The sequence below is a fragment of the Mangrovihabitans endophyticus genome, from assembly GCF_014646155.1.
In the GTDB taxonomy this organism is placed as follows: Bacteria; Actinomycetota; Actinomycetes; order Mycobacteriales; family Micromonosporaceae; genus Actinoplanes; species Actinoplanes endophyticus.
The window spans coordinates 244,982-269,644 of sequence record NZ_BMMX01000004.1 but is presented as its reverse complement, the minus strand read 5'-3'; the positions used below and the strand labels follow the sequence as shown (position 1 = coordinate 269,644).

The following is a 24,663-nucleotide window of genomic DNA, read 5'->3' as shown; positions in this document are numbered from 1 at the left end:
GCCGTCAGACGGACAGGTCCACTTCCTCCCAGTCCGGCGGTTCGTCGTGATAGGGGCCGTGGAAGATCAGCGCCCATTCCAGCGCCCACCGCCGCTGACCGATCGCGTTGCTGGTGAGCTCGCCCGGCGGGGCCTGTCCGGCCTTCTCCACCTCCTGAAACGCCCAGTCGAGGCAGTAATAGAGGTCGAGCAGCACCGCCACCTCGGTCGGATCCCGCGGCGCCACCAGCGACCGGGAGCGCCAGTCGGCGAACGTCTCACCGCCCGGCAGGTCCGGCAGAGACTGCATCAGGCGGCCTTCGGGAGGCGCGGTCGGATCCAGGTGGCGACTGAGCCCGAGCAGCCAGGCGAGGGTGAACACCGCATCGAAGTGCAGCACGAACGACCGATGGTCGCCGCGGTTGCCCATCACGAACTGCCACTCCGGCGGGGTCACGAAGTCGATCAGGTGCGAACCCAGCAACCACCCCATGGCCGCCTCCGTGGGCATCCCGAAGCATCGAGCGACGACCACGTGCAGCACCGCCGCGCGGGCCTCCATCTCGGTGGTGGGGCGCAGCTCCACCTCATCGCCCGGCTCCCAGACGAGCGGGAACTCCGGCGGCGGCACCGGCAGCCCGAGACGTTCCAGCTCGTCGAGGCTGGCCTCGCGGACCGCGCGGGGATTCGGGGCGGCCCGGCGGCTCACGGACGGCTCCCCGGTCGGCGCGTGCCCGGCCGCCGCGTGACCGACCGGCGCGTGACCGACCGCCGCGTGGCCGGCCGGCGGAGGGCGGCCGGCGATCGACGATGCGACATGTCAGGCGATGCGCTCCATCACCAACGGGGTGCCGGCGGGTCCGGCGTCGCCGATCACCACGGCACGGGCCGCCTCCTCGCGTGCCGCGGCGACGCGATGCGGGTCGTCGGTGCGCAACTCCAGCACCACGTCGCCGGCCCGCACCCGGTCGCCCGGGCGCACTCGCAACTGCACGCCGGCGCCGAAACTCACCGGATCCTCCTTGCGCGCCCGTCCCGCGCCGAGCCGCCAGGCCGCCACGCCGATCCGGTACGCGTCCATGCTCGTGACCACCCCGTCCCGCTCGGCGCGTACGGTCTCCGTCTCCCGTGCGGTCGGCAGCGCGGCGTCCGGGTCGCCGCCCTGCGCCTTGATCATGGAGCGCCAGGTGTCCATCGCGGCGCCGGACGCCAGCGCCTTCGCCGGATCGGCGTCGGGCAGGCCCGCGGCGTCGAGCATCTCCCGCGCCAGCCGCAGCGTCAGCTCGACCACGTCGGCGGGGCCGCCGCCGGACAGCACCTCGATCGACTCGGCGACCTCGATCGCGTTGCCCACCGCGCATCCCAGCGGGGTGGACATGTCGGTGAGCAGGGCGACCGTGTAGACCCCGCTGTCGTGTCCCAGCCGGACCATGGTCCGGGCCAGTTCCCGGGCCGAGTCGATGTCCTTCATGAAGGCTCCGGAGCCCACCTTCACATCCAGCACCAGCGCTCCGGTGCCTTCGGCGATCTTCTTGCTCATGATGGAGCTGGCGATCAGCGGGATCGCCTCGACCGTGCCGGTGACATCGCGCAGCGCGTACAGCTTCCGGTCGGCCGGGGCCAGGCCCGCGCCGGCGGCGCAGATCACCGCGCCGACCTCCTGCAACTGCCGGAGGAACGCGGCGTTGTCCACCGTCGCCCGCCAGCCGGGCACCGATTCCAGCTTGTCCAGCGTGCCGCCGGTGTGCCCCAGCCCGCGGCCGGACAGTTGCGGGACGGCCGCGCCGCACGAGGCCACCAACGGGGTCAACGGCAGCGTGATCTTGTCGCCCACCCCGCCGGTGGAATGCTTGTCGGCGGTCGGCCGGGGCACCGTGGACAGGTCGAGCCGGTCCCCGCTGGCGATCATCGCGGCGGTCCACCGCGCGATCTCCCCGGGCGTCATCCCGCGCAGCAGGATCGCCATGGCCAGCGCCGACATCTGTTCGTCGGCCACCGTGCCCCGGGTGTACGCGTCCACCACCCAATCGATCTGGGCGTCGGTCAGCGTCTGTCCGTCCCGCTTGGCGCGGATGACGTCCACCGCCGCGAAACCAGTGCTCATGTCTCCTCCGTACGGGTCCGGCCGGCCGCCTCGCCGCGATGCCTCATTCCCGGCTGTCCCCGTGCTCCGGCCAGCGCACTCCGATGCCGTCCGGCGGCGCACCCTCGCCCGCCCAGGACAACGCCCCGGCGGGGTCCACCACCACGATGCGCGGGGTGCGGACACGGCCCCAGCGCACCGCGCCGTCCGCGGTCGGGAAGTGCGGCCCCTCCTCCAGCACGCCCTTGTCCGCGTCGCTCTCCTGCGGGCTGCCCGCGGAGCGTTCCCAGTACGCGGTCCACACCTGAGCGCCGCCGGCCAGATCCGGATGCACGAAGACGGTCCCCCGCCCGCGCCAGCGGGCAAGCTGCGCGGGCACCTCGGGCACCGCGGCCGGACCGGTGACCCGGGCGATATCCTCGGGACCGAAGGCATGCGGCAGCAACTCGGCCATGGTCAACGGCTGCGGCACGGCCTCCACCAGGCACTCCGCGCCACCGGCTTCGTAGAGCAACTGCCGGCAACGACCGCACGGCATCAGCGGCGACCCGGCGGCATCCACGCACGAGACCGCGACGAGCCGACCGCCGCCCGTGGCGTGCAATGACGTGACAAGTCCGCATTCGGCGCACAGGCCGACGCCGTAGGAGGCGTTCTCCACGTTGCAGCCGACCACGATCCGGCCGTCGTCGACCAGCCCGGCCACCCCGACCGGAAAATCCGAGTACGGCGCGTACGCGTGCCGCATGGCCTCGATCGCGGCCTCCCGCAGCACCGCCCAGTCGATCTCCATGCCCGTCATCTTCCTCTCCCGGGCCGCGGTCCGGGCGTCTACCCCGAGGTGTACGGCTGTCCGTCCGCCGCCGGTGCCCGCACCCGGCCCACCAGACCGGCCACCGCGATGATGGTCGCCACGTAGGGCAGCATGTTGAGGAACTGGCTGGGTACCGGGCTGCCCACCGCGCTCAGATAGGTGGCCAGCTTCTGCGCGAAGCCGAAGAACAGCGCCGCCCCGAACGCGCCGAACGGGGTCCACCGACCGAAGATGAGCGCGGCCAACGCGATGAAGCCCGCGCCGGATGTCATGTTCTTGTTGAAGCTGCCCGTCGCCACCAGCGTGAAGTACGCCCCACCGATGCCCGCCACGACGCCGCCCAGCAGCACGTTCAGGTATCGCAGACCGCGCACCCGGATGCCCACCGTGTCGGCCGCCGTCGGGTGCTCACCGACCGCGCGGGTCCGCAGCCCCCAGCGGGTGCGGGACAGCGCGACGTGGATCAGCACCACCACGATCAGCGCCAGCCACACCAGCAGGTTGGTGTCGAAGAGCACCGGGCCCAGCACCGGGACCTCGGCCAGGCCGGGAATGCGCCACTGCGGCATCTGCGGCGGCTGGTTGTACGTCTGCGCCTGGGGCTGCATCAGCCGCTCGTACAGGAAACCGGTCACCCCCAGCGCGAACAGGTTCAGCACCATGCCGACCACCACCTGGTCGACCAGGAAACGGATGGCGAACACGGCAAGCATCGCGGCGATCAGCACTCCGCCCATGGCCGCGCTGATCAAGCCCAGCCAGACGCTGCCGGCCATGGTGCCGACCAGGGCGGCGCCGAAGGCGCCCATCAGCAACTGCGCCTCGATCGCCACGTTCACCACGCCGGAGCGCTCGCCGAGGACGCCGGCCATGGCGCCCAGGATCAGCGGCAGGCCCAGTTGCAGGGTGCCGTTCACGGTGTCCACCAACGGCAGGAACTTGCCGGCGACCTGCCAGCACAGGAACGACACCACGAAGCCGACGATGCCGATCGACAGCAATGTGGTCTGCCAGCGCGGCGCCACACCGATCAGCATCGCGACCCCGGCGCCCACCGCCACCAGGCCGAACAGCACCGCACCGAGCTGCCCCTGGATGTCCAGCGCGGCGCCCTCGGCGTTCTCGCTCAGCGTGAAACGGGCGCTCTCGCCGGTCGCGAGCGCGCCGAACACCACGGTCGCCAGCAGGCCGATCAGCACCAGGGCCGCACCGAGGCGGCGCTGCCGGTTCCAGAACCGGTCCGGAGCGGTGACCTCCGTGAGGTCTTCCACGGTCGCGGTCGACATGTCACCAGCCCTTTGTCATCGTGGCGCCGATCCGCGCGGTGCGGGCGGCTCGGAGTTGGAAGATCGCCTTCACCAGGGCGGGCGCGGCGATGAAGATGACGATCAGCGCCTGCAGCACGGTGACCAGTTCCAGGGAGATGCCGGAGAACGACTGCATCCGGTTGCCGCCGGCGCGCAGCGCGCCGAACAGGATCGCCGCGAGCAGCGTCCCCCACGGCCGGTTGCGGCCGAGCAGCGCGACAAGCAGGCCGTCGAAGCCGATGTTGCCCGCCACGGCCGGCGTCAGCGCGTACGCGGTGCCCAGCACCTGGGTCGCGCCGCCCAGCCCGGCCAGCCCGCCGGCGACCACCATCAACAGCGTGTACGTACGGGCCACGCTGATCCCGGCAGTCCGGGCGGCGGCCGGGTTGGCGCCCACCGCGCGCAGCTCGAAGCCGAACGACGACCGGTTCAGCAACCAGGCGACCCCGGCGGTGACCGCGACGGCCAGCACGATGCCGAGGTTGACCCGCAGCGCACCACCGAACGAGGGCAGTTGCGCGGACTCGGCAACCGTCTTGCTGATCGCATCCGTGCGCTTCGGGTCCTGGACGCCGTCCTGCAGGATGAGCCAGGTCAGGAACAGCGCGGCGGTGTTGTTCAGCATGATCGTGACGATCACCTCGTGCGCGCCGGTGCGCGCCTTGAGGATGCCCGGGATGAAACCCCACAACGCCCCGCCCAGCGCGCCGCAGATCAGCGCGACGACGAGGTTGAGCACCACCGGCAGCCCGAAGGCGAAGCCGGCCACCGCGCCGGTGATGGTGCCGATCACCGCCTGCCCCTGGCCGCCGATGTTGAACAGGCCGCCGCGGAACGCCAGCGCCACCGACAGGCCGGTGAACACCAACGGCGCCGCGTACGTCAACGTCTCCGAGATCGGCGCGAACGCGGCCCGCCAGCTACCGGTGCCGTGCAACCAGGCGGACATGGTGGCGGGGTCGAAGACGGCACCCTTGAAGAGATCCGCGTACGCCCCACTGATCAGATCCCAGGAACCGGTCAACGCGTCGCTCGGGCGTGCGGTGAAGTAACCGAACATGGCCAGCACGTCGGAGTCCGACACCACGATCAGCACCGCGCCGATCACCATCGCCAGCACGATCGACCAGATGGTGACCACGACGGTGTTCGCAGACCACAGGTTGTGCAGGAAGTTGCTCGCCAACGAGCCGCCGGGGCCGGCGGTCGGGGCGGCAGCCGCGTCGTCGGGCGATGCGGCCTCGTCCTCGCGCGGCGCCTCGACCGAGGGGTCGCTGCTCACTTCGGCTCCTCCTCCGCACCATCGGCGGGTTCGCCCGCGCCGGGTGTCACGCCGTCGGCGGGCTTGTCCGCGCCGGGTGTCACGCCCGCCATCAGCAGGCCGAGTTCCTCGCGCGGGGTCTGCGGGTCCACCACGGCCAAGACGCGCCCGCGGTACATCACCGCGACCCGGTCGGCCAGCGCGACCACCTCGTCCAGCTCGCTGGAGACCACCAGCACCGCCGCGCCGGAATCCCGCTCCCGCACGATGCGACCGTGGATGAACTCGATCGAGCCGACGTCCACCCCGCGGGTCGGCTGCGCCGCGATGAACAGCCGCAGCGGCCGGGACATCTCCCGCGCCACCACCACCTTCTGCTGGTTACCGCCGGAGAGGGTGCTGACCGGCGCGTCCGGCGAGGAGGTGCGGATGTCGAACTGCTCGACGCGTTCGCGGGCAGCCGCGGCGATGGCGGCCGGGTTCAGCTTGACGGCATTGCCGTACGGCGCCCGGTCGTACGTGTCCAGCACGAGGTTCTCGGCGACGGTGAACTCCTTGACCACCCCGTCGAGGCTGCGGTCCTCGGGCACATAGCCCACACCGGAGCGCAGGATCTGCTTGGTGCTCATGCCGAGCAGGTCCTCGCCGTCCACCGTGACCGCCCCGGCACGCGCCGCCCGCAGTCCCATCAGAGCCTCGACCAGCTCGGTCTGCCCGTTGCCCTGCACTCCGGCGATGCCGAGCACCTCACCGGCGCGCACCGAGAGGTCCACCCCGTTCACGGCGCGCACCCCACGGTCGTCCTCGACGATCAGCCCGGTGACCGTCAGCACCTCGCGGCCGGGCTGGGACGCCGCCTTGCCCACCTCCAGCGTCACGTCGCGCCCGACCATCAGCGCCGCCAGCTCGTCCTCCGGCGTCTCGGGGGTGGCCGTGCCGACCGTGCGCCCGCGCCGGATCACGGTGATCCGGTCCGCGATCGCCTTGACCTCTTTGAGCTTGTGCGTGATGAAGACGATGGACTTGCCCGACTCGGTGAGCGACCGCATCACCGTCAGCAGTTCATCGGTCTCCTGCGGGGTGAGCACCGCGGTCGGTTCGTCGAGGATCAACAGATCCACGTCCCGGGTGAGCGCCTTGACGATCTCCACCCGCTGCTGCGCCCCCACCGGCAGGTTCTCCACCAGCGCGTCCGGGTCGACCGGCAGGCCGTACCGTTCGGACACCTCGACGACCTCGCGCCGCACCCGCCGGCGGTCCAGCCAGCCCGCCACCCCGCCGCGGGTCCGTTCGGCGCCGAGGGCCACGTTCTCCGCGACGGTGAACACCGGCACCAGCATGAAGTGCTGGTGGACCATCCCGATGCCGGCCGCGATCGCGTCGCGCGGGCTGCGGAACGTCCGCGGCCGTCCGTCGACGAGGAACTCGCCCTCGTCCGGCTGCAGCAGGCCGTACAGTTGGTTCATCAGCGTCGACTTGCCGGCACCGTTCTCGCCGAGCAGCGCGTGCACCTCACCGGGCTCGACGGTGATGTCGATGTGATCGTTGGCCACCAGGTCGCCGAAGCGCTTGGTGATGCCGCGCAGTTCCAGTCTCAGCGGAGTCTCCTCGCAGGCGCGGTCTCCGGAGGGGCCCGGAGCTCAAGCCGCCGCCCGGCCGCGGGGCGAGGTCCCGCGGCCGCGCGGCGGCCGAGATCTTATCTAGAAAACGATCACTTCGGCGCGTTGGCCGACTCGACCTTCACGGTGCCGTCGATGATGTCCTGCTTCAGCTTGTCGACCTCGCCCTTGAGACCGGCGTCGACCTTGCCGTCGAACTGGTTGTACGGCGCGAGCGAGACACCGTTGTTCTCCAAGGTGCCCACGTAGCCCGGGTCGGCGGCCAGCGGCTGGCCGGAGGCGCCGTTGACCACTGCCTCCTTGACCGCTTCGTTGATGTTCTTCACCACGGTGGTCAGGAAGACGTCGCAGTACTGCTCGGCGCTCTTGCAGCCGTCCTGGTCGACCCAGATGACGGAGACCTTGCCGCCGGACGCCTTGGCCACGTCCGCGGTGCCCAGCCCGGTGCCGCCGGCCACCGGCATCACCACGTCCGCGCCCTGGGCGACGAACGTGTTGGTGATCGATTTGCCCTTGTTCTGGTCGCCGAAGTTGTCGGCGAAGGTGCCGTTCTGCTTCGCCTTGTCCCAGCCGAGCACCTTGACGCTCTTGCTCTTCTGCTTGTTGTAGTACGCCACGCCGTCGACGAAGCCGTCCATGAACACGGTCACCGGCGGGATGCTCAGGCCGCCGTAGGTCGCGACGGTGCCGGTCTTGGTGTAACCGGCCGCGAGGTAGCCGGCCAGGAAGGCGGCCTGCTCGGTGGCGAACTGCATCGGGTAGACGTTGCCGGCGCCCTGGATCGCGCCGTCCACGATGGCGAACTGCTGGTCCGGGTTGGCCTTGGCGACCTTCTCGGTGGCGGTGGCCATCAGGCCGCCGACCGCGAGGATGAAGTCGCACTTCTGGTTGACGAACTGGCGGAGGTTGGGCTCGTAGTCTGCCTCTGCCGTGGAGGCGACGTACTTCGGCTTGACGTTGTCCTGGTCGTCCGCCGCCGCCTGCATGCCGGCCCAGGCCGAGGCGTTGAAGGAACGGTCGTCGATGCCGCCGGTGTCGGTCACCATGCAGGCGCTGTATGCCGGGGCGGCGCTCGCACCGCCGCCGCTGGGGCTTTCGTCAGGGGCGTCGCCACAGGCTGCGGCGGCGAGTGTCAGCCCGCCCGCCGCGAGAATCGCCACGATCCGCTTCCCACGTACTGGGCGCAAGACGCCCTCCTTCCTCCGGCTCGCCGATACCTCTCGGTGAGTCTTCGGCGGCAAAGGTACGCGCAGGCCAGAGCGCTCGTCAGGAGATCCAGCCGTACTGTTGGCGCACCGTTATCTCGCCGCAACCGCAACGCTCGGTCCCCGCTGCTTCGGGACTGATTAGGGGCGAATTGCCCCATCGGCGGCGTAACACGCCGTTAACGCCGCGAGGGCCACGAGGTGGGTGTGCCGTCGGCGAAGGCCCGTTCGGATTCGGCGCGGCTACGGGCTCTGCGCGAGGCCCGGCAGGCGGGCCGCGATCCGCGCGAATCCGGCACGGACCTCGGATGCGGCGGGTGCCGGGCCGGGCTCCACCCGTTCGACGTCGACGTCGACGTCGACGTCGTCGTCGGCCGTGGCCGCACCAGCGTCCGGGCCGCTGCGGGCCATCTCGATCTCGTCGCGGATCGCCTCCGCGTCCACCAGCGGCAGCAACGGTTCCACCACCGCCATCAACTGCTCGTCGGCCACCACCGCCTGGGCGAGTGCGAGCGCATGCGCGCGCTCATACGGCCCGCAGACCACCGGTTCCCAGTCCTCGTCCTCGTCCAGCGTGCCGATGGTGACGACCCATGGCAGGTCAGCCACCGGCGAGTCCGGGGGCAGGCTGAGTGTCATGAGAGTGCCCACGGGGACATCATTCCGGGTGACGATGCCGAATCCAGGTATTTTGCCCCACTGGGGCATTTTTATCGTCAGCCGAGAGATCGACGACTCGCCCGTGCGGACTGGTCGCCGCCCACGCCGCGCCGAAGAGCAGCAACTGGTTGAAGACGTACAGATAGACGAGCACGCCGACGGCGCTGGCCACCAGGCCGTACGCGGGATTGCGCTCGACCAGCCCGACGAACGACCGGCCCACCGTGTTGAGCAGCGTGATGCCGATGCCGACCTGCAGGACCGGCGGCAGCATCCGGCGCACGGTCATCCGCAGCCGGGGCACGGCGGCCAGCAGCGCCGCGGCGAGCAACATGTTGATCCCGGCGGTGAAGACCAGACTGACCACGGACAGCACCGTGCCCACCCGGCCGCCGGCCAGCCACTCCAGCAGGTGCTCCAGGCCGTACACGGCGGAGACGAGCACGGCGAGCAGCAGCAGAATGCCCAGCAGCACGCCGAGATCGACCGCCTGCCGTACGCCGAGATAGCCGGGCTGCTGGTTGAGCCGCCAGATCAACCGCTGTGAGGAACGGATCGCCTCGACCCAGCCGATCCCGGTGAAGGCGAGCCCCACGATGCCCACGATCCCCACGGTCCGCCCGCTGTCCAGGATCTGCTGCAGGTCCACGAACGGCAGGTTCTGCTCCAGGAACGCGCGCACCAGGTCGAACAGCGCCGGATTCTGGTCCAGCAGGATGCCGAAGACGGAGTACCCGATGAGCAGCAACGCGAAGATGGCGAAGAATCCGTAGTAGGCGATCGCCGCGGCGAGACGCCCGCCCTGGACTTCGAGGTAGCGGAGCACGGCGCGGCTGAGGTGGTCGAAGTTCGGCGAGCGATGCCGGAGCACCATCAGACGCGATCCGACCGCGTCGTAAGCACGGTCGACCGGATTCACGGCCTGACCGTACCCAAGATCTAGCCGCCCAGGGAGAAGTCACGCCGGGGATGCCAGGGCCCGGCGCTGCCGTGCCCGTTGCCGCCGTGCGAGAAGAGCGTGAACGCGGTGACCTCGAAACGCGCGGAGAAGCCGGCCAGGTCGTCGAAGACCGCGTCGAGCTGTTCCGGCGGCACATCCTGGGCCACGGTGACGTGCGGGTGGTAGGGAAAGCGGGTGTCGCGGTGTACGCCTTCGGCCGCCGCGATCGCCCCGGCGAGCAGCTCGCACTCGCTGATCCCCATCGCCAGGGCGACGAACACCACCTCGGTGATCGGCCGGAAGGTGCCGGTGCCGCGCAGATGAATGGTGAACGGCGGGTGGGCCGAGGCGACCGCCTCCAGGTGCTTCTCCACGGCGGGCAGCACCGCGGTGTCCACCTCGGTCGGCCCGAGCAGTGTGACGTGCGCCGGCGTGTACGCCGCTTGCGGATCACCCGTGGCGGCGCGCCGAACGGTCAGCGCGGTTCCCCACGGCTGCGGCACGTCGATGGCCACGCCGATCCGGGTGCGATCCACCACGCGGGTCAGGCCCCCCGTACGGGGCTCAGAAAACCGACGTGCTGGTAGGCCTCGGCCAGGGTGGGGGCGGCGACCGCACGCGCCTTCTCGGCGCCGACCGCGAGCACCTTGTCGAGATAGCCGGGGTCTTCAAGGAAGGCCCGGGTGCGCTCCTGCACCGGCTTGACGAAGCCCACGACCGCGTCGGCCAGGTCCTTCTTCAAGTCGCCATAACCGCGACCGTCGTACTGTTCGAGCAGCTCGTCGATGGTGCGCGTGGTCAGCGCGGCGAAAATGGTCAGCAGGTTGCTGACGCCCGGCTTGTTCTCCTCGTCGTACAGGATCTCCCGACCGGTGTCGGTGACCGCCGACTTGATCTTCTTCGCCGAGCGGGCCGGGTCCTCCAGCAGGTCGATGATGCCGGCCGGCGAGGACGAGGACTTGCTCATCTTGGCCGTCGGGTCCTGCAGGTCGAAGATCTTCGCGGTGTCCTGCAGGATGTAGGCCGCGGGCAGGTTGAAGGTCCGGCCGAACCGGGAGTTGAACCGCTGCGCCAGATCGCGGGTGAGCTCCAGGTGCTGCCGCTGGTCCTCGCCGACCGGCACCTGGTCCGCCTGGTAGAGCAGAATGTCCGCGGCCTGCAGGATGGGATAGGCGAACAGGCCGACCGTGGTGCCGTCCTGGCCGCTCTTCGCGGACTTGTCCTTGAACTGCACCATCCGGCTGGCCTCGCCGAAGCCGGTGATGCACTGGAGCACCCAGCTCAACTGGGCGTGCTCCGGCACGTGCGACTGGACGAACAGGGTGCACCGCTCGGGGTCCAGGCCGAGCGCGAGTAGCTGAGCGGCGGAGATCCGGGTGCGATTGCGCAAGGCGATCGGATCGTGCCCCATGGTGATCGCATGCTGGTCGACCACGCAGTAGAACGCGTCGTGCGTCTCCTGCATCGCCACCCAGTTCCGCAGCGCCCCGAGGTAGTTGCCGAGATGAAACGAATCGGCCGTCGGCTGGATGCCGGAGAATACCCGGGGGCGTTGGTCAGCGTGGGACATGAGCGCCATTCTGTCAGCAACGGGGACCGTGGGGCGAAGAGACCCGACCGCCCTCATCGCCGGGATCGGCGGGCCCGTCCGGCTCCGATCCGGCCGGGCAGAAATGTTTGACCATGTTTGTTTCTGGTGGTTTATGATTGAGCTAGAGCGCCCCGGAGGGTCGAGGCGCCCAGCGTACGCGCGGTCGGCACAGGGGTTCGCCCTACGCTGGCCGGGCATGGTGCCCGCGAACCGGAGGTCAACGTCGTGAAACTGCTCGTCACCGGAGGCGCCGGCTACGTCGGCAGCGTCGCCAGCCGCCTTTTGCTGGACGCCGGCCACGAGGTGGTCGTCCTGGACGACCTGTCCACCGGGTTCCGCGCCGCGGTGCAGCCGGACGCCACATTCGTCCAGGCCGACGTGGCCGCGGCGGCGACGGTGCTGACCCCGCAGGCCGGCTTCGACGCCGTGCTGCACTTCGCCGGCCTGATCGCCGCCGGGGAGTCGATGGCCAAGCCGGAACTCTACTGGCGGCAAAACATGATCGGATCGCTGGCGCTGCTGGACGCGGTCCGCGCCGCCGGCGTGCCCCGGTTCGTGTTCTCCTCCACCGCCGCGGTCTACGGCAACCCGGCCGAGCTGCCCATCCCGGAGACCGCGGCCAAGGCGCCCACGAACACGTACGGCGCGACGAAGCTCGCCTTCGACTACGCGCTCACCTCGGAGAGCTTCGCCCACGGGCTGGCCGCGGTGTCGCTGCGTTACTTCAACGTGTGCGGCGCCTACATCCGGCCGGACGGCACCGCTATCGGCGAGCGGCACGACCCGGAGACCCACCTCATCCCGATCGCCCTCCAGGTGGCCGCCGGCAAGCGGGACAAGCTCCAGTTGTTCGGCGACGACTACCCCACCCCGGACGGCACCTGCATCCGCGACTACATCCACGTCGAGGATCTGGCGCGGGCGCACCTGCTCGCCCTGGACGCGACCGCACCGGGCGAGCACAAGATCTACAACTTGGGCAGCGGCACCGGCTTCTCCAACCGGCAGGTCGTGGAGGTGGCCCGCGAGGTCACCGGCACCGAGCTGCCGGTCGAGATCGCGCCGCGCCGGCAGGGCGACCCCGCATCCCTGGTGGCGTCGTCCGAGCTGGCACGCGCCGAGCTGGGGTGGACACCGCAGAAGACCACGTTGCCGGACATCATCGGCGACGCCTGGGAGTTCTACCGGACCCACACGGCGTGATGTGATCACCGCATGACGACGGACAACGATGTTGCAGCCCGCGCCGCAGCCGCCTTCACCGAGACATATGGAACCGAGGCGGAAGGGCTGTGGGCCGCGCCCGGCCGGGTCAACCTGATCGGTGAGCACACCGACTACAACGACGGGTTCGTGTTGCCGTTCGCGCTGCCGTTCCGCACCGTCGCCGCGGCAGGCCGGCAGTCGGCGGGGTGGACCGTCTGCACGGACTACACGTCCGGGTCGGTGACGTTCGACGACCCCCGGCCCGGGTCGGTGGACGATTGGGCGGCCTACCCGGCCGGCGTCGTCTGGGCGCTGCGGGAATCCGGGTTCGTGGTGCCGCCGGCTCGCATCGCGCTGGCGTCCGACGTCCCCGTCGGCGCCGGGGTCTCGTCCTCGGCCGCGCTGGAGTCCGCCGTGCTGACCGCCCTCGCCGACCTGGGCGGGCTGGACCTCCCGGCGGCCGACCGGCCGGCGCTGGCGCAGCGGGCGGAGAACGCGTACGTCGGCGCGCCCACCGGCATCATGGACCAGTCCGCGGCGCTGCGGTGCACGGAGGGGCACGCGTTGTTCCTGGACTGCCGCAGTGGGCGGGTGGAGCAGATCCCCTTCGACGTGGCGGCGGAGAGCCTGTCCGTCCTGGTCATCAACAGCAACGCACCGCATCGGCACGTGGACAGCGAGTACGGCGCCCGCCGTTCCTCCTGCGAAGAGGCGGCCCGGCTACTCGGCGTCGACGCCCTCCGTGACGTGCCGGCCGACGGACTGGACGGCGCCCTCAAGCAGCTCGACGACGAGGAGATGCGCCGCCGGGTGCGGCACGTGGTGACCGAGAACCAGCGGGTGCTGGACACCGTCGAGGTGCTCCGGTCCGGCCGGATCCGCGACATCGGTCCGCTGATGACCGCCTCGCACGCGTCGATGCGCGACGACTTCGAGATCACCGTCCCGGAGGTCGACGTCGCCGTGCAGGCGTCGCTCGCGGCGGGCGCGTACGGCGCCCGGATGACCGGCGGCGGCTTCGGCGGATGCGTGCTGGCGCTGGTGGACGCGGACCGGGCGGACGCCGTGATCGACGCGGTCACCGCGGCGTACCGGGATCGCGGCTTCACCGAGCCCACCCCGTTCGTCGCGGTCCCCGGGCCGGGTGCCACCAAGCTTTGAATGAAGCCGCCGATCCGGGGTACCGCACGGATATGACTGATGAGGTCGAACACCACGAGCCGAACAAGTACGGCTTCGCGGGCGGTGCCACCACGCCCGACCCGGAGCCGCCGGTGACCTCGGCCGACGACGTCCACGGCGAGGACGTCGCCGTCCCGGCGGGGGATCTCACCGGCGCGATCACGCACGCGATCGAGGATCCGTTGCATCACAAGAACCACGACGACGAGTGAAGGCGGCGGGGTGGGTCTCGTCCCGCCCCGCCCGTCACCGCCGTCTAGTTGGCCTCGATGATCATGCCCGCGGCGACCGTCCGGTTGGTGGACTCGTCGATCAGGATGAACCCGCCGGTCGTACGGTTCCGGCGGTACTCGTCGGCCAGCAGCGGCACCGTGGTGCGCAGCTTCACCCTGCCGATCTCGTTGAGCGCCAGGTCGGATGCTTCCTCGTCACGGTGCAGGGTGTTCACGTCAAGCTTGTACTGCAGCCCGCGCACCACCGCCCGCGCCGCCCGCGTGGTGTGCTTGATGGCGTACTTCCCGCCGACGCGCAGCGGGGCCGACTCGTCCATCCAGCAGACCATCGCCTCGATGTCCTGCGCCGCCTCCGGGGCGTTGTGCGGCCGGCAGATCATGTCGCCGCGCGAGATGTCGATCTCGTCGGAGAGCCGCACGGTCACCGACATCGGCGGGAACGCCTCGTCGACCGGCCCCTCAGCGGTGTCGATGGAGGCGATCGTGCTGGTCATGCCGGACGGCATGGCCATCACTTCGTCGCCCGGCTTGAGCACGCCGGAGGCCACCTGCCCGGCATAGCCGCGGTAGTCGGTGACCGTGGTCGACTGCGGCCGGATGACGTATTGCACCGGGAACCGCACGTCCACCAGGTTCCGGTCGCTGGCGATATGCACGTGCTCCAGATGGTGCAGCAGCGACGGGCCTTCGTACCAGGGGGTGTTCTCCGAACGGGAGGCGATGTTGTCGCCATTGAGGGCGGAGATCGGGACCACCGTCAGGTCCGGCACGTCGAGCTTGGTGGCGAACGAGGTGAATTCGTCGGCGATCTTCTCGAATACCGAATGATCCCAATCGACGAGGTCCATCTTGTTGACGCACAGCACGAGATGCGGCACCCGCAGCAGCGAGGTCAGGAACGCGTGCCGACGGGACTGCTCGACCAGGCCCTTGCGCGCGTCCACCAGGATCAGCGCCAGGTCGGCCGTGGACGCACCGGTGACCATGTTCCGGGTGTACTGAATGTGCCCCGGCGTGTCCGCGATGATGAACTTGCGCCGCGGGGTCGCGAAGTAGCGGTACGCCACGTCGATGGTGATCCCCTGCTCACGCTCGGCCCGCAGGCCGTCGGTGAGCAGCGCCAGGTTGGTGTACTCGTCGCCGCGGGCGGCGCTGACCGCCTCCACCGCTTCGAGCTGATCGGCGAAAATGGTCTTGGTGTCGTACAACAGTCGACCGATCAGGGTCGACTTCCCGTCGTCGACACTGCCCGCGGTGGCGAATCGCAGCAGATCCATGTTCCGGGCCATGGCGGTGTCCGCCTCCAGCACAGCCTGGCTCATCAGAAGTAGCCCTCCCGCTTGCGGTCTTCCATTGCCGCTTCGCTGACTCTGTCGTCGCCGCGTGTCGCACCGCGCTCGGTGATCCGGGTGACCGCGACCTCTTCGATGACCTTCTCCACGGTGTCCGCATCCGAGAGCACGGCGGCCGTCTGCGACGCGTCACCGACCGTGCGGTAGCGCACACGCTTGACCATGGGGGTCTCACCCTCGCGCGGGCGGAAGAACTCGTTGACCGCGTAGAGCATCCCGTCACGCTCGATCACCTCGCGATCGTGCGCGTAGTAGATGCCCGGCAGCCCGATCTTCTCCTTGGCGATGTAGTGCCAGACGTCCAGCTCGGTCCAGTTGGAGAGCGGGAACACCCGGATCGACTCGCCGGCGTGGTGCCGGCCGTTGTACAGCGACCAAAGCTCGGGACGCTGATTCTTCGGATCCCACTGGCCGAACTCGTCCCGGAAGCTGTACATGCGCTCCTTGGCGCGCGCCTTCTCCTCGTCGCGTCGCGCCCCGCCGAAGAGCGCGTCGAAACGGTACTTCTCCACGGCCGCGAGCAGCACCGGTGTCTGGATCCGGTTGCGGGTACCGTCCGGAAGCTCCCGCACCGTGCCGGAGTCGATCGCCTCCTGCACGCTGGCCACCACCAGGTTCAGGCCCAGCGCAGCCACCCGGGTGTCGCGGAACTCGAGGACCTCGGGGAAGTTGTGACCGGTGTCCACGTGCATGACGGGGAAGGGGATGCGGGCCGGCGCGAACGCCTTCTCGGCGAGCCGAAGCATCACGATCGAGTCCTTGCCCCCGGAGAACAACAGCACCGGACGCTCAAACTCCGCCATCACCTCCCGCATGACGAAGATGCTCTCGGCTTCGAGAGCATCGAGGTGGGTGACGCGGTAAGGCTTCGTTTGGCTCATCGGCTTCCCGGACCCTTTCAGTGTCGGCCGAGTCGGTGTCAGGTTAGCGGGAGGTGACGCTGCAGCGCGGCAAGCAGGCGTGGCGCAAGATCCTTGCGGCAGACCACCAGGTCGGGGAGTTTCGGATCGGCTTGGTTGTATTTCAGCTCAGTTCCGTCGATTCGGGAAGCGTGCAGCCCCGTGGCCGACGCCACAGCCACCGGTGCGGCACTGTCCCATTCGTACTGACCACCGGCGTGGATGTAGGCGTCCGCGTCCCCGCTCACCACCGCAGCGATCTTCACACCCGCCGATCCCATCGGCACCAGCTCGGCGCCGATGTCCTCGGCCAGCGCGGTCACGAACGACGGCGGTCGGGTGCGACTGGCGGCGATCCGGATCGGCCCGCCGGTCGCCACCCCCAGGGGCAACGGCGGGTAGGCGGGCGGGTGATCTGTTGCCAGTGTACGGTGCCGGGCCGGCATCGCCACCGCGCCGGCGGCCAGGCAGCTCGGGCTGGAGCAGTCCGCCGTCCACAGCGCCACGTGCACCGCCCAGTCGGTGCGGCCCTGCTCGGAGAACTCCCGGGTGCCGTCCAGCGGGTCGACGATCCACACCCGGTTGGCGCCGAGACGATCCGGGCGGGCCGCCTCGTCGCCGGCCGGCCAGGCCAGCCGGGAACCGTCGTCCTCCTCCGACAGCACCGCGTCGGAGGGACGCCACCGGGCCAGTTCGCTGCGCATCAGGTCGTGCGCGGCCTTGTCACCGGCCGCCTTCAGCGCGCCACCGTCCGCGAACCCCATATCCTCCCGGACCTGGAGCAGCAACTGCCCGGCGCGGTCGGCGAGCCAGCGGGCGAACGCCGCGTCGATGACCGGTGGCGTGCCGCCGTCGGCGGACGCGTCGCGCTGCCGGGCGGCGTGCGCCGGCGACTCTGCCTGCTCGCGCATGTGCGGACTCCCTTGTCGTCAGTAGACCCCGTCGGTGGGCCCGTCGTCAGTAGACCCCGTCGGTGGGCCCGTCGTCAGTAGACCCCATCGTCAGTAGGCCCCGGAGGAACGGACCACGGCGGACATCGTCCGCATCAGGATCACCAAATCCAAACTGAGCGACCAGTTCTCCACATAGCGAAGGTCCAGTCTGACTGCTTCCTCCCACGGCAAGTCAGATCGTCCCGAGACCTGCCACAGGCCCGTCATGCCGGGTTTTACCGCCAGTCGTCGGCCCACGTCACCGGCGTAGGCAGCCACCTCCGACGGCAACGGTGGACGCGGCCCGACCAACGACATCTGACCCGCCACGACGTTGAGTAGCTGCGGTAGCTCGTCCAGCGAGAACCGGCGCAACCACCTGCCCACCGTAGTGACCCGTGGATCATCACGCATTTTGAAGAGCACGCCGTCGTGCTCGTTGAGATGCTTCAGCTCGGCAAGCCGGGCCTCGGCATCGACGTACATGCTCCGGAACTTGAAGATCCGGAACTCGCGTCCGTCGCGACCGACGCGAACCTGCCGGAAGAGTACCGGTCCGCGCGAGGTGAGCCGCACGCAGAGTGCCACGCCCAGCAGCACCGGCCCGAAGAGGAGGACCAACAGCAGCGCACCGAACCGATCGACGGCATCCTTCACCAAGCGAGCGCCGCCGTGCAACCGCGGATGCTCGACGTGCAGCATCGGCAGCCCGTCGAACGGCCGGATCGTGGTGCGAGCGCCGGCCACGTCCACCAGCGCGCTGGCCACCACCAGATCCACCTCGTCGCGTTCCAGCCGCCAGGCCAGCCGGCGCAGTTGCTCGCCGTCCAGTTCCGGGCAGCCGAGCACCACGACGGTGTCCACGTCCGCCGCGTCCACCGCGGTGGCCACATCGTCGAACGTCCCGTAGACCGGCAGGTCGATCGCACCGTCGTGGTGCTCCGGCAGGCAGGCCCCGACCACCTCCAGGCCGTGGTAACGCTCCCGGCGCAACTGTCGGGTGATCGACACCACCGACATCTCGTGCCCCACCACCAGCACCCGGCGCAGGCACTCGCCGCGCGCCCGCGACAGATGCAGCCGCTTGCGCAACGCGAACCGCAGCACCAGGGCGGACGCGACGGTGGCGGGCAGCGCCGCCAGCACGTACGAGCGGGCCAGGTCCAGCCCGAGCGCGTACGACAGGACCGCCGCCCCGGCGATCAAGCCGATGCCGCCGCGAATCACCCGCTCGTACTCGTCGGTGCCGACGAACAGGTATCGCCGTTCATAGGCGCGGCTGCCCACCAGGGCCAGCAGCATCACCAGCGGCAGCAGGGCGGACAGCAGCAGATATCCCCGGTTGTACGCGGTGACCTGGGTCCCGAAGCGCACCGCGAACGTCGCCGCCCCGGCCGCGACACCGGCGGTCAGGTCGGCCACCAGCAGGTTCCGCACATATCGACGTTCCCAGCGCTGCCGCCGCGACATCGCGGCGTGCCTGCCACGCAGCCGGACGAACGGCCGGACCGGCGGTCGGACCGCAGCGGAACGATTGGGCCGCACCGCGCGGTGCCGGTCGGCCGCGTCATTGTGGGACGGACCGAACGGCATGGTGGCTGCGAGCGGCACCGCGTTCGGATCCCCGGCACCGGCCGGGGCCGGGCTCGACGGCCGGGACGGCAGCGGAATCTTGCTGTTCATGCCGCGTCCGGCGTGCGGCTTGGGACCGCGCGGACGAGCACCGTGATTGGCCGGCGGGTGGTTGGCCGGGCCGTAGTTCTCGGCGGGCGGTCCGGCCTTCAGCACCGGACCGCCGGGCGAGGGCACGCTCCGGCCGAACTCGTCGGGCGGAGCATCTGGCGGGCTCAGGGTCGGCAACGCGGCGGTCTGTTCCTGCGTCGCCGCCCGGTGGCCTCCGGAATGATCATCCAACAATCCCGACGAACCTCCCCCGGCACGCGATCGATCTCACGCCATATGGCGTCTCCAAGAAGAGAACGCGCGTACCAGGAGCAGCGTCACGGTGCCAATAGATGGACAAAATAGTCCAAATGATTTCACCGTCTGGCTACGCAATGTCAGCTTCCGTGATACTTGTTCTGCGCCCACTCGACGCCCTCCAGCACCACGGCCTCCGCCACGTCGGCCGCCCGGTCCACCAAGAAGTCGAGTTCCTTGCGCTCCGCCGAGCCGAAATCCGACAGCACATAGTCGGCCGGGTCCTGCCGCCCCGGCGGCCTCCCGATGCCGAAGCGGACCCGGGCGTACTCCTTGCTGCCCAACGACTTGGACATGGACCGCAGGCCGTTGTGGCCGCCCTCGCCGCCGCCACGCTTCACCCGCACCTGCCCGTACGGCAGATCGAGTTCGTCATGCACGGCGATCACCCGGTCCACCGGCACCTTGAAGAACTGCCCGAGCGCGGCCACCGGCCCGCCGGACAGGTTCATATAGGTCAGCGGCTTCAGCAGGATCAGCTTCGGACCGCCGTACCCGAGGCGGCCCTCCGCGACGTCGGCGCGCGCCCGCTTGCTGCGGCCGAACTTCCCGGCCACCCGGGACGCCAGCAGGTCGACCACCAGGAATCCCACATTGTGCCGGTTCCCGGCGTACTCCCGGCCCGGATTGCCCAGCCCGGCAACCAGCCACGGCCCGTCGTCGCCCATCACAACCCCTCACATGCGATCAGGGAAAGCACCCCGGAGGGCGCTTTCCCTGATCACCAATGTCTTGCCGCGGATCACTCCGCGTCGGTCACCTCGGCCTCGGCGGCCTCGTCCTCGGCGGCCTCGCCCTGCATCTGTGCGGCGCTCTGCGCCTGAGCGATGGTCGCGATCACGTAGCCGGGGTCGACGGCCAGCGTGACGCCGGACGGCAGCTTCACATCGGCGGCCGTGACCTGCGCACCGGCCTCCAGGCCCTCGATGGACACCTCGAACTCCGGCGGCAGGTGCATGGCCTCCGCGGTCACCGGCAGCGTCATCGACTCGTTCACCACGAGCGTGTTGCGGGACGCCTCACCGGTCAGCGCCACCGGCACCTCGACCTGCACCTGCTCACCGCGGCGCACGATGATCAGGTCCACGTGCTCGTAGCTGTCCCGGATGGGGTCGCGCTGGATGGCCTTCGCCAGCGCCAGCGTCGGGCCGGCGTTGCCGGCGATGTCGATGGCGAACACCTGGTTGGCGCCGCCGTGCCGGATCGCCGCCGCGAACTCGCGCGCCGGGAGGGCGATGTGCTGTGGCTTCTCGCCGTGGCCGTACAGCACGGCAGGCACCAGGCCGGCCCGGCGCGTGCGGCGGGCACCACCCTTGCCGAACTCGGTGCGGGGCTCGGCGCTGATCTTTACCTCGGACACGGGGAAACTCCTGAAACTCTTCTTTCGGCTGCGGGGCTGAGCCGGCGGGTAGCGGGCGGTGCACCGGCCGGTCCCGAGGGTCCGGCCGTCGTCAGGCGCTGCTGGACGAGGGGGCGCGCTGGGCACAGGCCCGAGGCACCGCGTCGATCACGGCACCTCCTGGCGTCTGCGAGACTTCAGCAGACCGCGGGGCACCCTCGCCGTGGCAACCGCACCAGCTTACCTTCCCCGAGCACCGCATGCTGTCGCGGGTCAGCTCAAGCCACCGAACAGGGTGGTCACCGACCCGTCGTCGAAGACTTCGCGGATCGCCCGCGCCAGCAACGGAGCGATGGACAACACGGTGATCTTGTCGAGTCTCTTCTCCGGCGGCAGGGGCAGCGTGTTGGTCACCACCACCTCACCGATCCGGCTGTTCTTCAGTCGCTCGGTCGCCGGATCGGACAGCAGCGCGTGCGTCGCCGCGACGATCACCTCGGCCGCTCCGGAGTCGTGCAGGATGTCGGCCGCCTTCGCGATCGTCCCGCCCGTGTCGATCATGTCGTCGACGATCAGACACACCCGGCCCTCGACCTCGCCGACCACCCGATTGGCCACCACCTGGTTCGGCTTCGTCGGGTCGCGGGTCTTGTGGATGAAGGCCAGCGGGCAGCCGCCCAACCGGTCGGTCCACCGCTCCGCGACCCGCACCCGGCCGGAGTCCGGTGCGACCACCGTCATCGGCCGGCCCTCGAACTTGCGCTCCACGTGCTCGGCCAGGATGTCCATGGCGAACAGGTGGTCCACCGGCCCGTCGAAGAAGCCCTGAATCTGCGCGGTGTGCAGATCCACGGTCAGGATCCGGTTGGCACCGGCCGTCTTCAGCAGGTCCGCCATCAGGCGGGCGGAGATCGGCTCGCGGCCGCGGTGCTTCTTGTCCTGCCGCGAATACGGATAGAACGGAAGCACTACCGTGATGCGTTTCGCCGACCCGCGCTTCAACGCGTCGACCATGATCAGGGTCTCCATGACCCAGCGATTCACGCCTTCGGTGACCGACTGCACCACGAAGGCGTCGGACCCGCGCACCGATTCCTTGAACCGGACGAAGATCTCCCCGTTGGCGAACTCGTACGAATCGGTCGGCGTCGGAGCGACCCCGAGCACCTGCCCGATCTCCTCCGCCAGCTCCGGGAAACCCTGACCGGAGAAAAGCATCAAACTCTTACGGTTCTCCGCGACGATGCTGCCCATCGGCTCGTCTGCTCCCGTGCGTCGAGGGGATGTTCGCTTGCAGTATCCCCCGCATATGCGCGGACGCCACCCTGCCCGGCGTGCCCGTGGGATGACTCACGCGGTTGGCACGCGGGGAGTGAGTTCCCGCTAACGCCCGGCGTCGCCGGACGCATCGGCATCGCCGTGCCGCTCGGCGGGCTGCTGGGCGGCGGCGCGTTCGGCGGCCTCCGCGGACACCGTGCCGGCTCGCCGCCGCACGGTCCACCCGTCGACGTTGCGCTGCTGCGCCCGGGTCACGCCGAGGTTGCCCGCCGGCACCTCCTTGGCCACCGCGCTGCCGGCCGCCACGTACGCCCCGGCGCCCACCTCCACCGGGGCGATCAGGACCGTGTCGCTGCCCACGAACGCCGCGTCACCGACCGTTGTGCGATGCTTGCGCACTCCGTCGTAGTTGGCGAAGATCGTCCCCGCTCCGATGTTGGCCTGCGCGCCGATCGTCGCATCGCCGACATACGACAGGTGCGGCACCTTGGCACCCTCGCCCACCTCGGCGTTCTTGGTCTCGACGAACCCGCCGACCTTCGACTTGCGCGCCAGCCGGGTGCCCGGCCGCAGGTAGGAATAGGGCCCCACGGTCGCCTCGGGGCCCACCTGCGCGCCCACCACGTGCGCCCGCAGCACCGTCGCACCGGCGCCCACCACGGCGTCCACCAGCGTCGTGTCCGGACCGATCACCGCGCCCGCCGCGATCGTCGTGGTGCCGCGCACCTGCGAGTTCTGGTCGACCACCGCATCCGGTTCGAGTCGTGCCGTCACGTCGATCCAGGTAGTCGCCGGGTCCATGATCGAAACCCCGGACCGCATCCACGCGGTGTTCACCCGGTCGCGCAGCAACGCGCGCAACGCGGCCAGTTCGGCCCGGTCGTTGCAGCCGAGGGTCTCGTCGGGATCGGCGGCGACGAACACCCCCACCGGCTGCCCCACCTCCGCCAGCAGGCCGAAGACGTCCGTCAGATATTCCTCGCCCTGGTCGTTGTCGGTGGACAGCTTGCCCAGCGCGGTGCGCAGCGCGGCCACGTCGAACGCGTAGATGCCCGCGTTGACCTCGCGCACCGCACGCTGCTCGGGCGAGGCGTCCCGCTCTTCCACGATCTGCCGCAGATTGCCCGCATCGTCGCGGATCACCCGGCCCAGTCCGACCGGGTCGGCCACCTGGGCGGCCAGCACCGTCGCGGACGCCTTCGACTCCTCGTGCGCCGCCACCAGGGACGCCACGGTCTCCGGGCGCAGCAGCGGCACATCGCCGTTGAGAACCACCACCGTGCCCTCCGCCTCGGGCACCGCGTCCAGTGCGATCCGCACCGCGTGACCGGTGCCGTTCTGCTGCTCCTGCAGCACCGGTGTCGCCTCCGGCTGGATCTCCGCGAGGTGCGCCTCGACCTGCTCCGCGCGGTGCCCGACCACGACCACCGTGCGGGACGCCTGCGCCGCACCGGCCGCGCCCAGCACATGCCCCAGCAACGTGCGGCCGAGCAACGGGTGCAGCACCTTGGGGGTGGCGGACTTCATCCGCTTGCCCTCGCCGGCGGCGAGGACGACGACGGTACGGCGGGGGGCCTGACTCACGCGGGACTCCATTGTTCGCAGTGTTGTCGATGTCGGGGACGGCGCCGACTCAGCCGTCCCCGAGGCGTCATAAACGCCCATGCCATACATGAGCTCGTGCCACACATGAGCTCGGCCGCCAGGACTCGAACCTGGAATATTCGGACCAAAACCGAAGGTGTTGCCAATTACACCACGGCCGATCGGCTCGTCCGCCAGCGTAGCGGGCGGCGACCACGTGCAGAACTTACTACCTCACCCGCGGGCGCGCGTGGTCCGCCCGCGGTGCGGCGTCACGCCTTCGGGTGCGCCGCGAAGAAATCGGCGATCACCCGCGTCGCGTCCACCGCCGAGGACGGCGGGTCCAGATGCAGCAGGCGTTCGGCCGCCGGGGCGCTGCGCCCGCCGGGCCACTGGTGTCCCGCGCCGGCGACGGTGACCAGGTCGACCGCGCGGCCATCGGGACAGCCCGCGGTGGAGGTGGTCACCTCGCCCGTACGCCGGGTGTGTGCCGCCCCGCACTCGTCCACCGCCCGCCAGGTGGCGATCAGGTCGGGCACCGCCGGTCCGTCGATCCTGGCGGGCAGGCGTGCGCCCGCCCCCGCGTTGTCCCGCTTGCCGGGGCCTCCGCGGTACGGGACGGTGCCGTCGGCGGTGCCGTGCACGGCGATGACGGACAGCGGATGCGGGTGCGGGCAGGGGTTGAGCATCGTTCCGGCCACCGGGCCGATCGCCGCGAACAGGCTGGTCTCACAGGCCAGTCGATAGGTGAGGAAGGCACCGTTGGAGATGCCCGTGACATAGACCCGGTCCGGGTCGACGCGGTCGGCGAAGGAGGCCACCAGCGCGGTGATGAAGCCGACGTCATCGACGTCGTCCCGGGCGGCCACGCCGCAGCAGTCCGGATCGGCGTTCCAGGTCCGGCGGACCCCGTCCGGGTACGCCACCAGGAACCTGCCGGCGTCCGCCCGGGCGTCCCAGCCGTACGACTGCTCGGCCTGGGCACCGGTCCCGGCCGCGCCGTGCAGCACCACGACCAGCGGCGCCGACGACGGCAGGCCGGCGGGCAGGTAAAGGCGATAGGTCCGGTCCAGTCCGGACACCGTGATGGTCCCGCCGGACCGGCCGACCGGTGGCGACGGCGAGGGCGGCGCTGGCGACGGCGCACGCGTGCAGCCGGCGAGCAGGATCAGCAGGGCCAGCGGGACCAGTCGGGCCATCTCGTCATCCTTCCCTTCAC

Annotated in this window: 23 protein-coding genes and 1 tRNA gene; 3 read left to right on the top strand and 21 right to left on the bottom strand. The window is 70.3% G+C overall.

The features are described 5' to 3' along the window. Window positions 1-4: 4 nt before the first annotated feature. The 11 genes from IEY73_RS08925 to trpS all read right to left on the bottom strand — a co-directional run bounded on the left by IEY73_RS08925 (window position 5) and on the right by trpS (window position 11,438). The gene (locus tag IEY73_RS08925; RefSeq protein WP_189078618.1) at window positions 5-688 is read right to left on the bottom strand and encodes a DUF4272 domain-containing protein; all 684 of its coding nucleotides are present in this window, start codon (window positions 686-688) and stop codon (window positions 5-7) included. A gap of 111 nt (window positions 689-799) precedes the next feature. Next, window positions 800-2,083 (bottom strand): thymidine phosphorylase, encoded by a 1,284-nt coding sequence (locus IEY73_RS08920; RefSeq protein WP_189078617.1) that lies wholly within the window; start codon window positions 2,081-2,083, stop codon window positions 800-802. Window positions 2,084-2,126: 43 nt separating this feature from the next. After that, the gene (locus IEY73_RS08915; RefSeq protein ID WP_189078655.1) at window positions 2,127-2,855 is read right to left on the bottom strand and encodes a cytidine deaminase; all 729 of its coding nucleotides are present in this window, start codon (window positions 2,853-2,855) and stop codon (window positions 2,127-2,129) included. Between the two features lie 38 nt (window positions 2,856-2,893). Continuing rightward, window positions 2,894-4,162: an ABC transporter permease gene (locus tag IEY73_RS08910; protein ID WP_189078616.1), complete on the bottom strand. Its 1,269-nt coding sequence runs from the start codon at window positions 4,160-4,162 to the stop codon at window positions 2,894-2,896. A 1-nt stretch (window position 4,163) separates the two neighbouring features. Continuing rightward, a complete protein-coding gene (locus tag IEY73_RS08905; RefSeq protein ID WP_189078615.1) occupies window positions 4,164-5,465 on the bottom strand; it encodes an ABC transporter permease in 1,302 nt (433 codons plus the stop codon). Next, window positions 5,462-6,997 (bottom strand): ABC transporter ATP-binding protein, encoded by a 1,536-nt coding sequence (locus IEY73_RS08900; protein ID WP_306661478.1) that lies wholly within the window; start codon window positions 6,995-6,997, stop codon window positions 5,462-5,464. Before IEY73_RS08900 ends, IEY73_RS08905 begins: the two co-directional genes overlap by 4 nt. 158 nt (window positions 6,998-7,155) lie before the next feature. Beyond that, window positions 7,156-8,250: a BMP family lipoprotein gene (locus IEY73_RS08895; protein WP_189078614.1), complete on the bottom strand. Its 1,095-nt coding sequence runs from the start codon at window positions 8,248-8,250 to the stop codon at window positions 7,156-7,158. 261 nt (window positions 8,251-8,511) lie between these two features. After that, the gene (locus IEY73_RS08890) at window positions 8,512-8,919 is read right to left on the bottom strand and encodes a hypothetical protein (RefSeq protein ID WP_189078613.1); all 408 of its coding nucleotides are present in this window, start codon (window positions 8,917-8,919) and stop codon (window positions 8,512-8,514) included. 7 nt (window positions 8,920-8,926) lie between these two features. Continuing rightward, window positions 8,927-9,847 carry a YihY/virulence factor BrkB family protein gene (locus IEY73_RS08885; RefSeq protein ID WP_189078612.1) on the bottom strand — a complete coding sequence of 307 codons (921 nt, stop codon included), beginning with the start codon at window positions 9,845-9,847 and terminating at the stop codon, window positions 8,927-8,929. Window positions 9,848-9,867: 20 nt separating this feature from the next. Beyond that, window positions 9,868-10,416: a 2'-5' RNA ligase family protein gene (locus IEY73_RS08880; protein WP_189078653.1), complete on the bottom strand. Its 549-nt coding sequence runs from the start codon at window positions 10,414-10,416 to the stop codon at window positions 9,868-9,870. Further along, window positions 10,413-11,438, bottom strand: coding sequence for a tryptophan--tRNA ligase (gene trpS / locus IEY73_RS08875; protein WP_189078611.1), 1,026 nt, complete (start codon window positions 11,436-11,438; stop codon window positions 10,413-10,415). The genes IEY73_RS08880 and trpS overlap by 4 nt, the downstream gene beginning before the upstream one ends. 246 nt (window positions 11,439-11,684) lie before the next feature. Here trpS and galE point away from each other — a divergent pair, with 246 nt between their 5' ends. Genes galE through IEY73_RS08860 form a run of 3 tightly spaced genes read left to right on the top strand, consistent with a single transcriptional unit; the run spans window position 11,685 to window position 14,059 of the window. Further along, the gene (gene galE / locus IEY73_RS08870) at window positions 11,685-12,662 is read left to right on the top strand and encodes a UDP-glucose 4-epimerase GalE (RefSeq protein ID WP_189078610.1); all 978 of its coding nucleotides are present in this window, start codon (window positions 11,685-11,687) and stop codon (window positions 12,660-12,662) included. A 12-nt stretch (window positions 12,663-12,674) separates the two neighbouring features. Then, on the top strand, window positions 12,675-13,826 hold the full coding sequence (galK, locus tag IEY73_RS08865) for a galactokinase (RefSeq protein WP_189078609.1): 1,152 nt from the start codon (window positions 12,675-12,677) through the stop codon (window positions 13,824-13,826). A gap of 32 nt (window positions 13,827-13,858) precedes the next feature. Continuing rightward, a complete protein-coding gene (locus IEY73_RS08860) occupies window positions 13,859-14,059 on the top strand; it encodes a hypothetical protein (protein ID WP_189078608.1) in 201 nt (66 codons plus the stop codon). Between the two features lie 44 nt (window positions 14,060-14,103). On the opposite strand, the gene cysN is transcribed toward IEY73_RS08860, so the two are convergent. The 10 genes from cysN to IEY73_RS08810 form a co-directional block, all read right to left on the bottom strand. Further along, on the bottom strand, window positions 14,104-15,402 hold the full coding sequence (cysN, locus tag IEY73_RS08855) for a sulfate adenylyltransferase subunit CysN (protein ID WP_189078607.1): 1,299 nt from the start codon (window positions 15,400-15,402) through the stop codon (window positions 14,104-14,106). Continuing rightward, window positions 15,402-16,313, bottom strand: coding sequence for a sulfate adenylyltransferase subunit CysD (gene cysD / locus IEY73_RS08850; protein ID WP_189078606.1), 912 nt, complete (start codon window positions 16,311-16,313; stop codon window positions 15,402-15,404). Before cysD ends, cysN begins: the two co-directional genes overlap by 1 nt. A 38-nt stretch (window positions 16,314-16,351) precedes the next feature. Continuing rightward, entirely contained in the window at window positions 16,352-17,242 is an 891-nt protein-coding gene (locus tag IEY73_RS08845) for a 3'(2'),5'-bisphosphate nucleotidase CysQ (protein WP_189078605.1), read from the bottom strand. 90 nt (window positions 17,243-17,332) lie between these two features. Further along, window positions 17,333-18,856, bottom strand: coding sequence for a sugar transferase (locus IEY73_RS08840; RefSeq protein WP_373292760.1), 1,524 nt, complete (start codon window positions 18,854-18,856; stop codon window positions 17,333-17,335). Window positions 18,857-19,323: 467 nt separating this feature from the next. Beyond that, complete coding sequence (gene pth / locus IEY73_RS08835) at window positions 19,324-19,911, bottom strand: aminoacyl-tRNA hydrolase (protein WP_373292756.1); 588 nt, start codon at window positions 19,909-19,911, stop codon at window positions 19,324-19,326. 74 nt (window positions 19,912-19,985) lie between these two features. Next, on the bottom strand, window positions 19,986-20,603 hold the full coding sequence (locus IEY73_RS08830) for a 50S ribosomal protein L25/general stress protein Ctc (RefSeq protein ID WP_189078603.1): 618 nt from the start codon (window positions 20,601-20,603) through the stop codon (window positions 19,986-19,988). Window positions 20,604-20,855: 252 nt separating this feature from the next. Beyond that, window positions 20,856-21,836 carry a ribose-phosphate diphosphokinase gene (locus IEY73_RS08825; RefSeq protein ID WP_189078602.1) on the bottom strand — a complete coding sequence of 327 codons (981 nt, stop codon included), beginning with the start codon at window positions 21,834-21,836 and terminating at the stop codon, window positions 20,856-20,858. A 129-nt stretch (window positions 21,837-21,965) separates the two neighbouring features. Then, entirely contained in the window at window positions 21,966-23,444 is a 1,479-nt protein-coding gene (glmU, locus tag IEY73_RS08820; RefSeq protein WP_189078601.1) for a bifunctional UDP-N-acetylglucosamine diphosphorylase/glucosamine-1-phosphate N-acetyltransferase GlmU, read from the bottom strand. Window positions 23,445-23,554: 110 nt separating this feature from the next. After that, a tRNA-Gln gene (locus IEY73_RS08815) sits at window positions 23,555-23,626 on the bottom strand. Window positions 23,627-23,716: 90 nt separating this feature from the next. Beyond that, the gene (locus IEY73_RS08810) at window positions 23,717-24,643 is read right to left on the bottom strand and encodes a CE1 family esterase (RefSeq protein WP_189078600.1); all 927 of its coding nucleotides are present in this window, start codon (window positions 24,641-24,643) and stop codon (window positions 23,717-23,719) included. Window positions 24,644-24,663 lie beyond the last annotated feature (20 nt).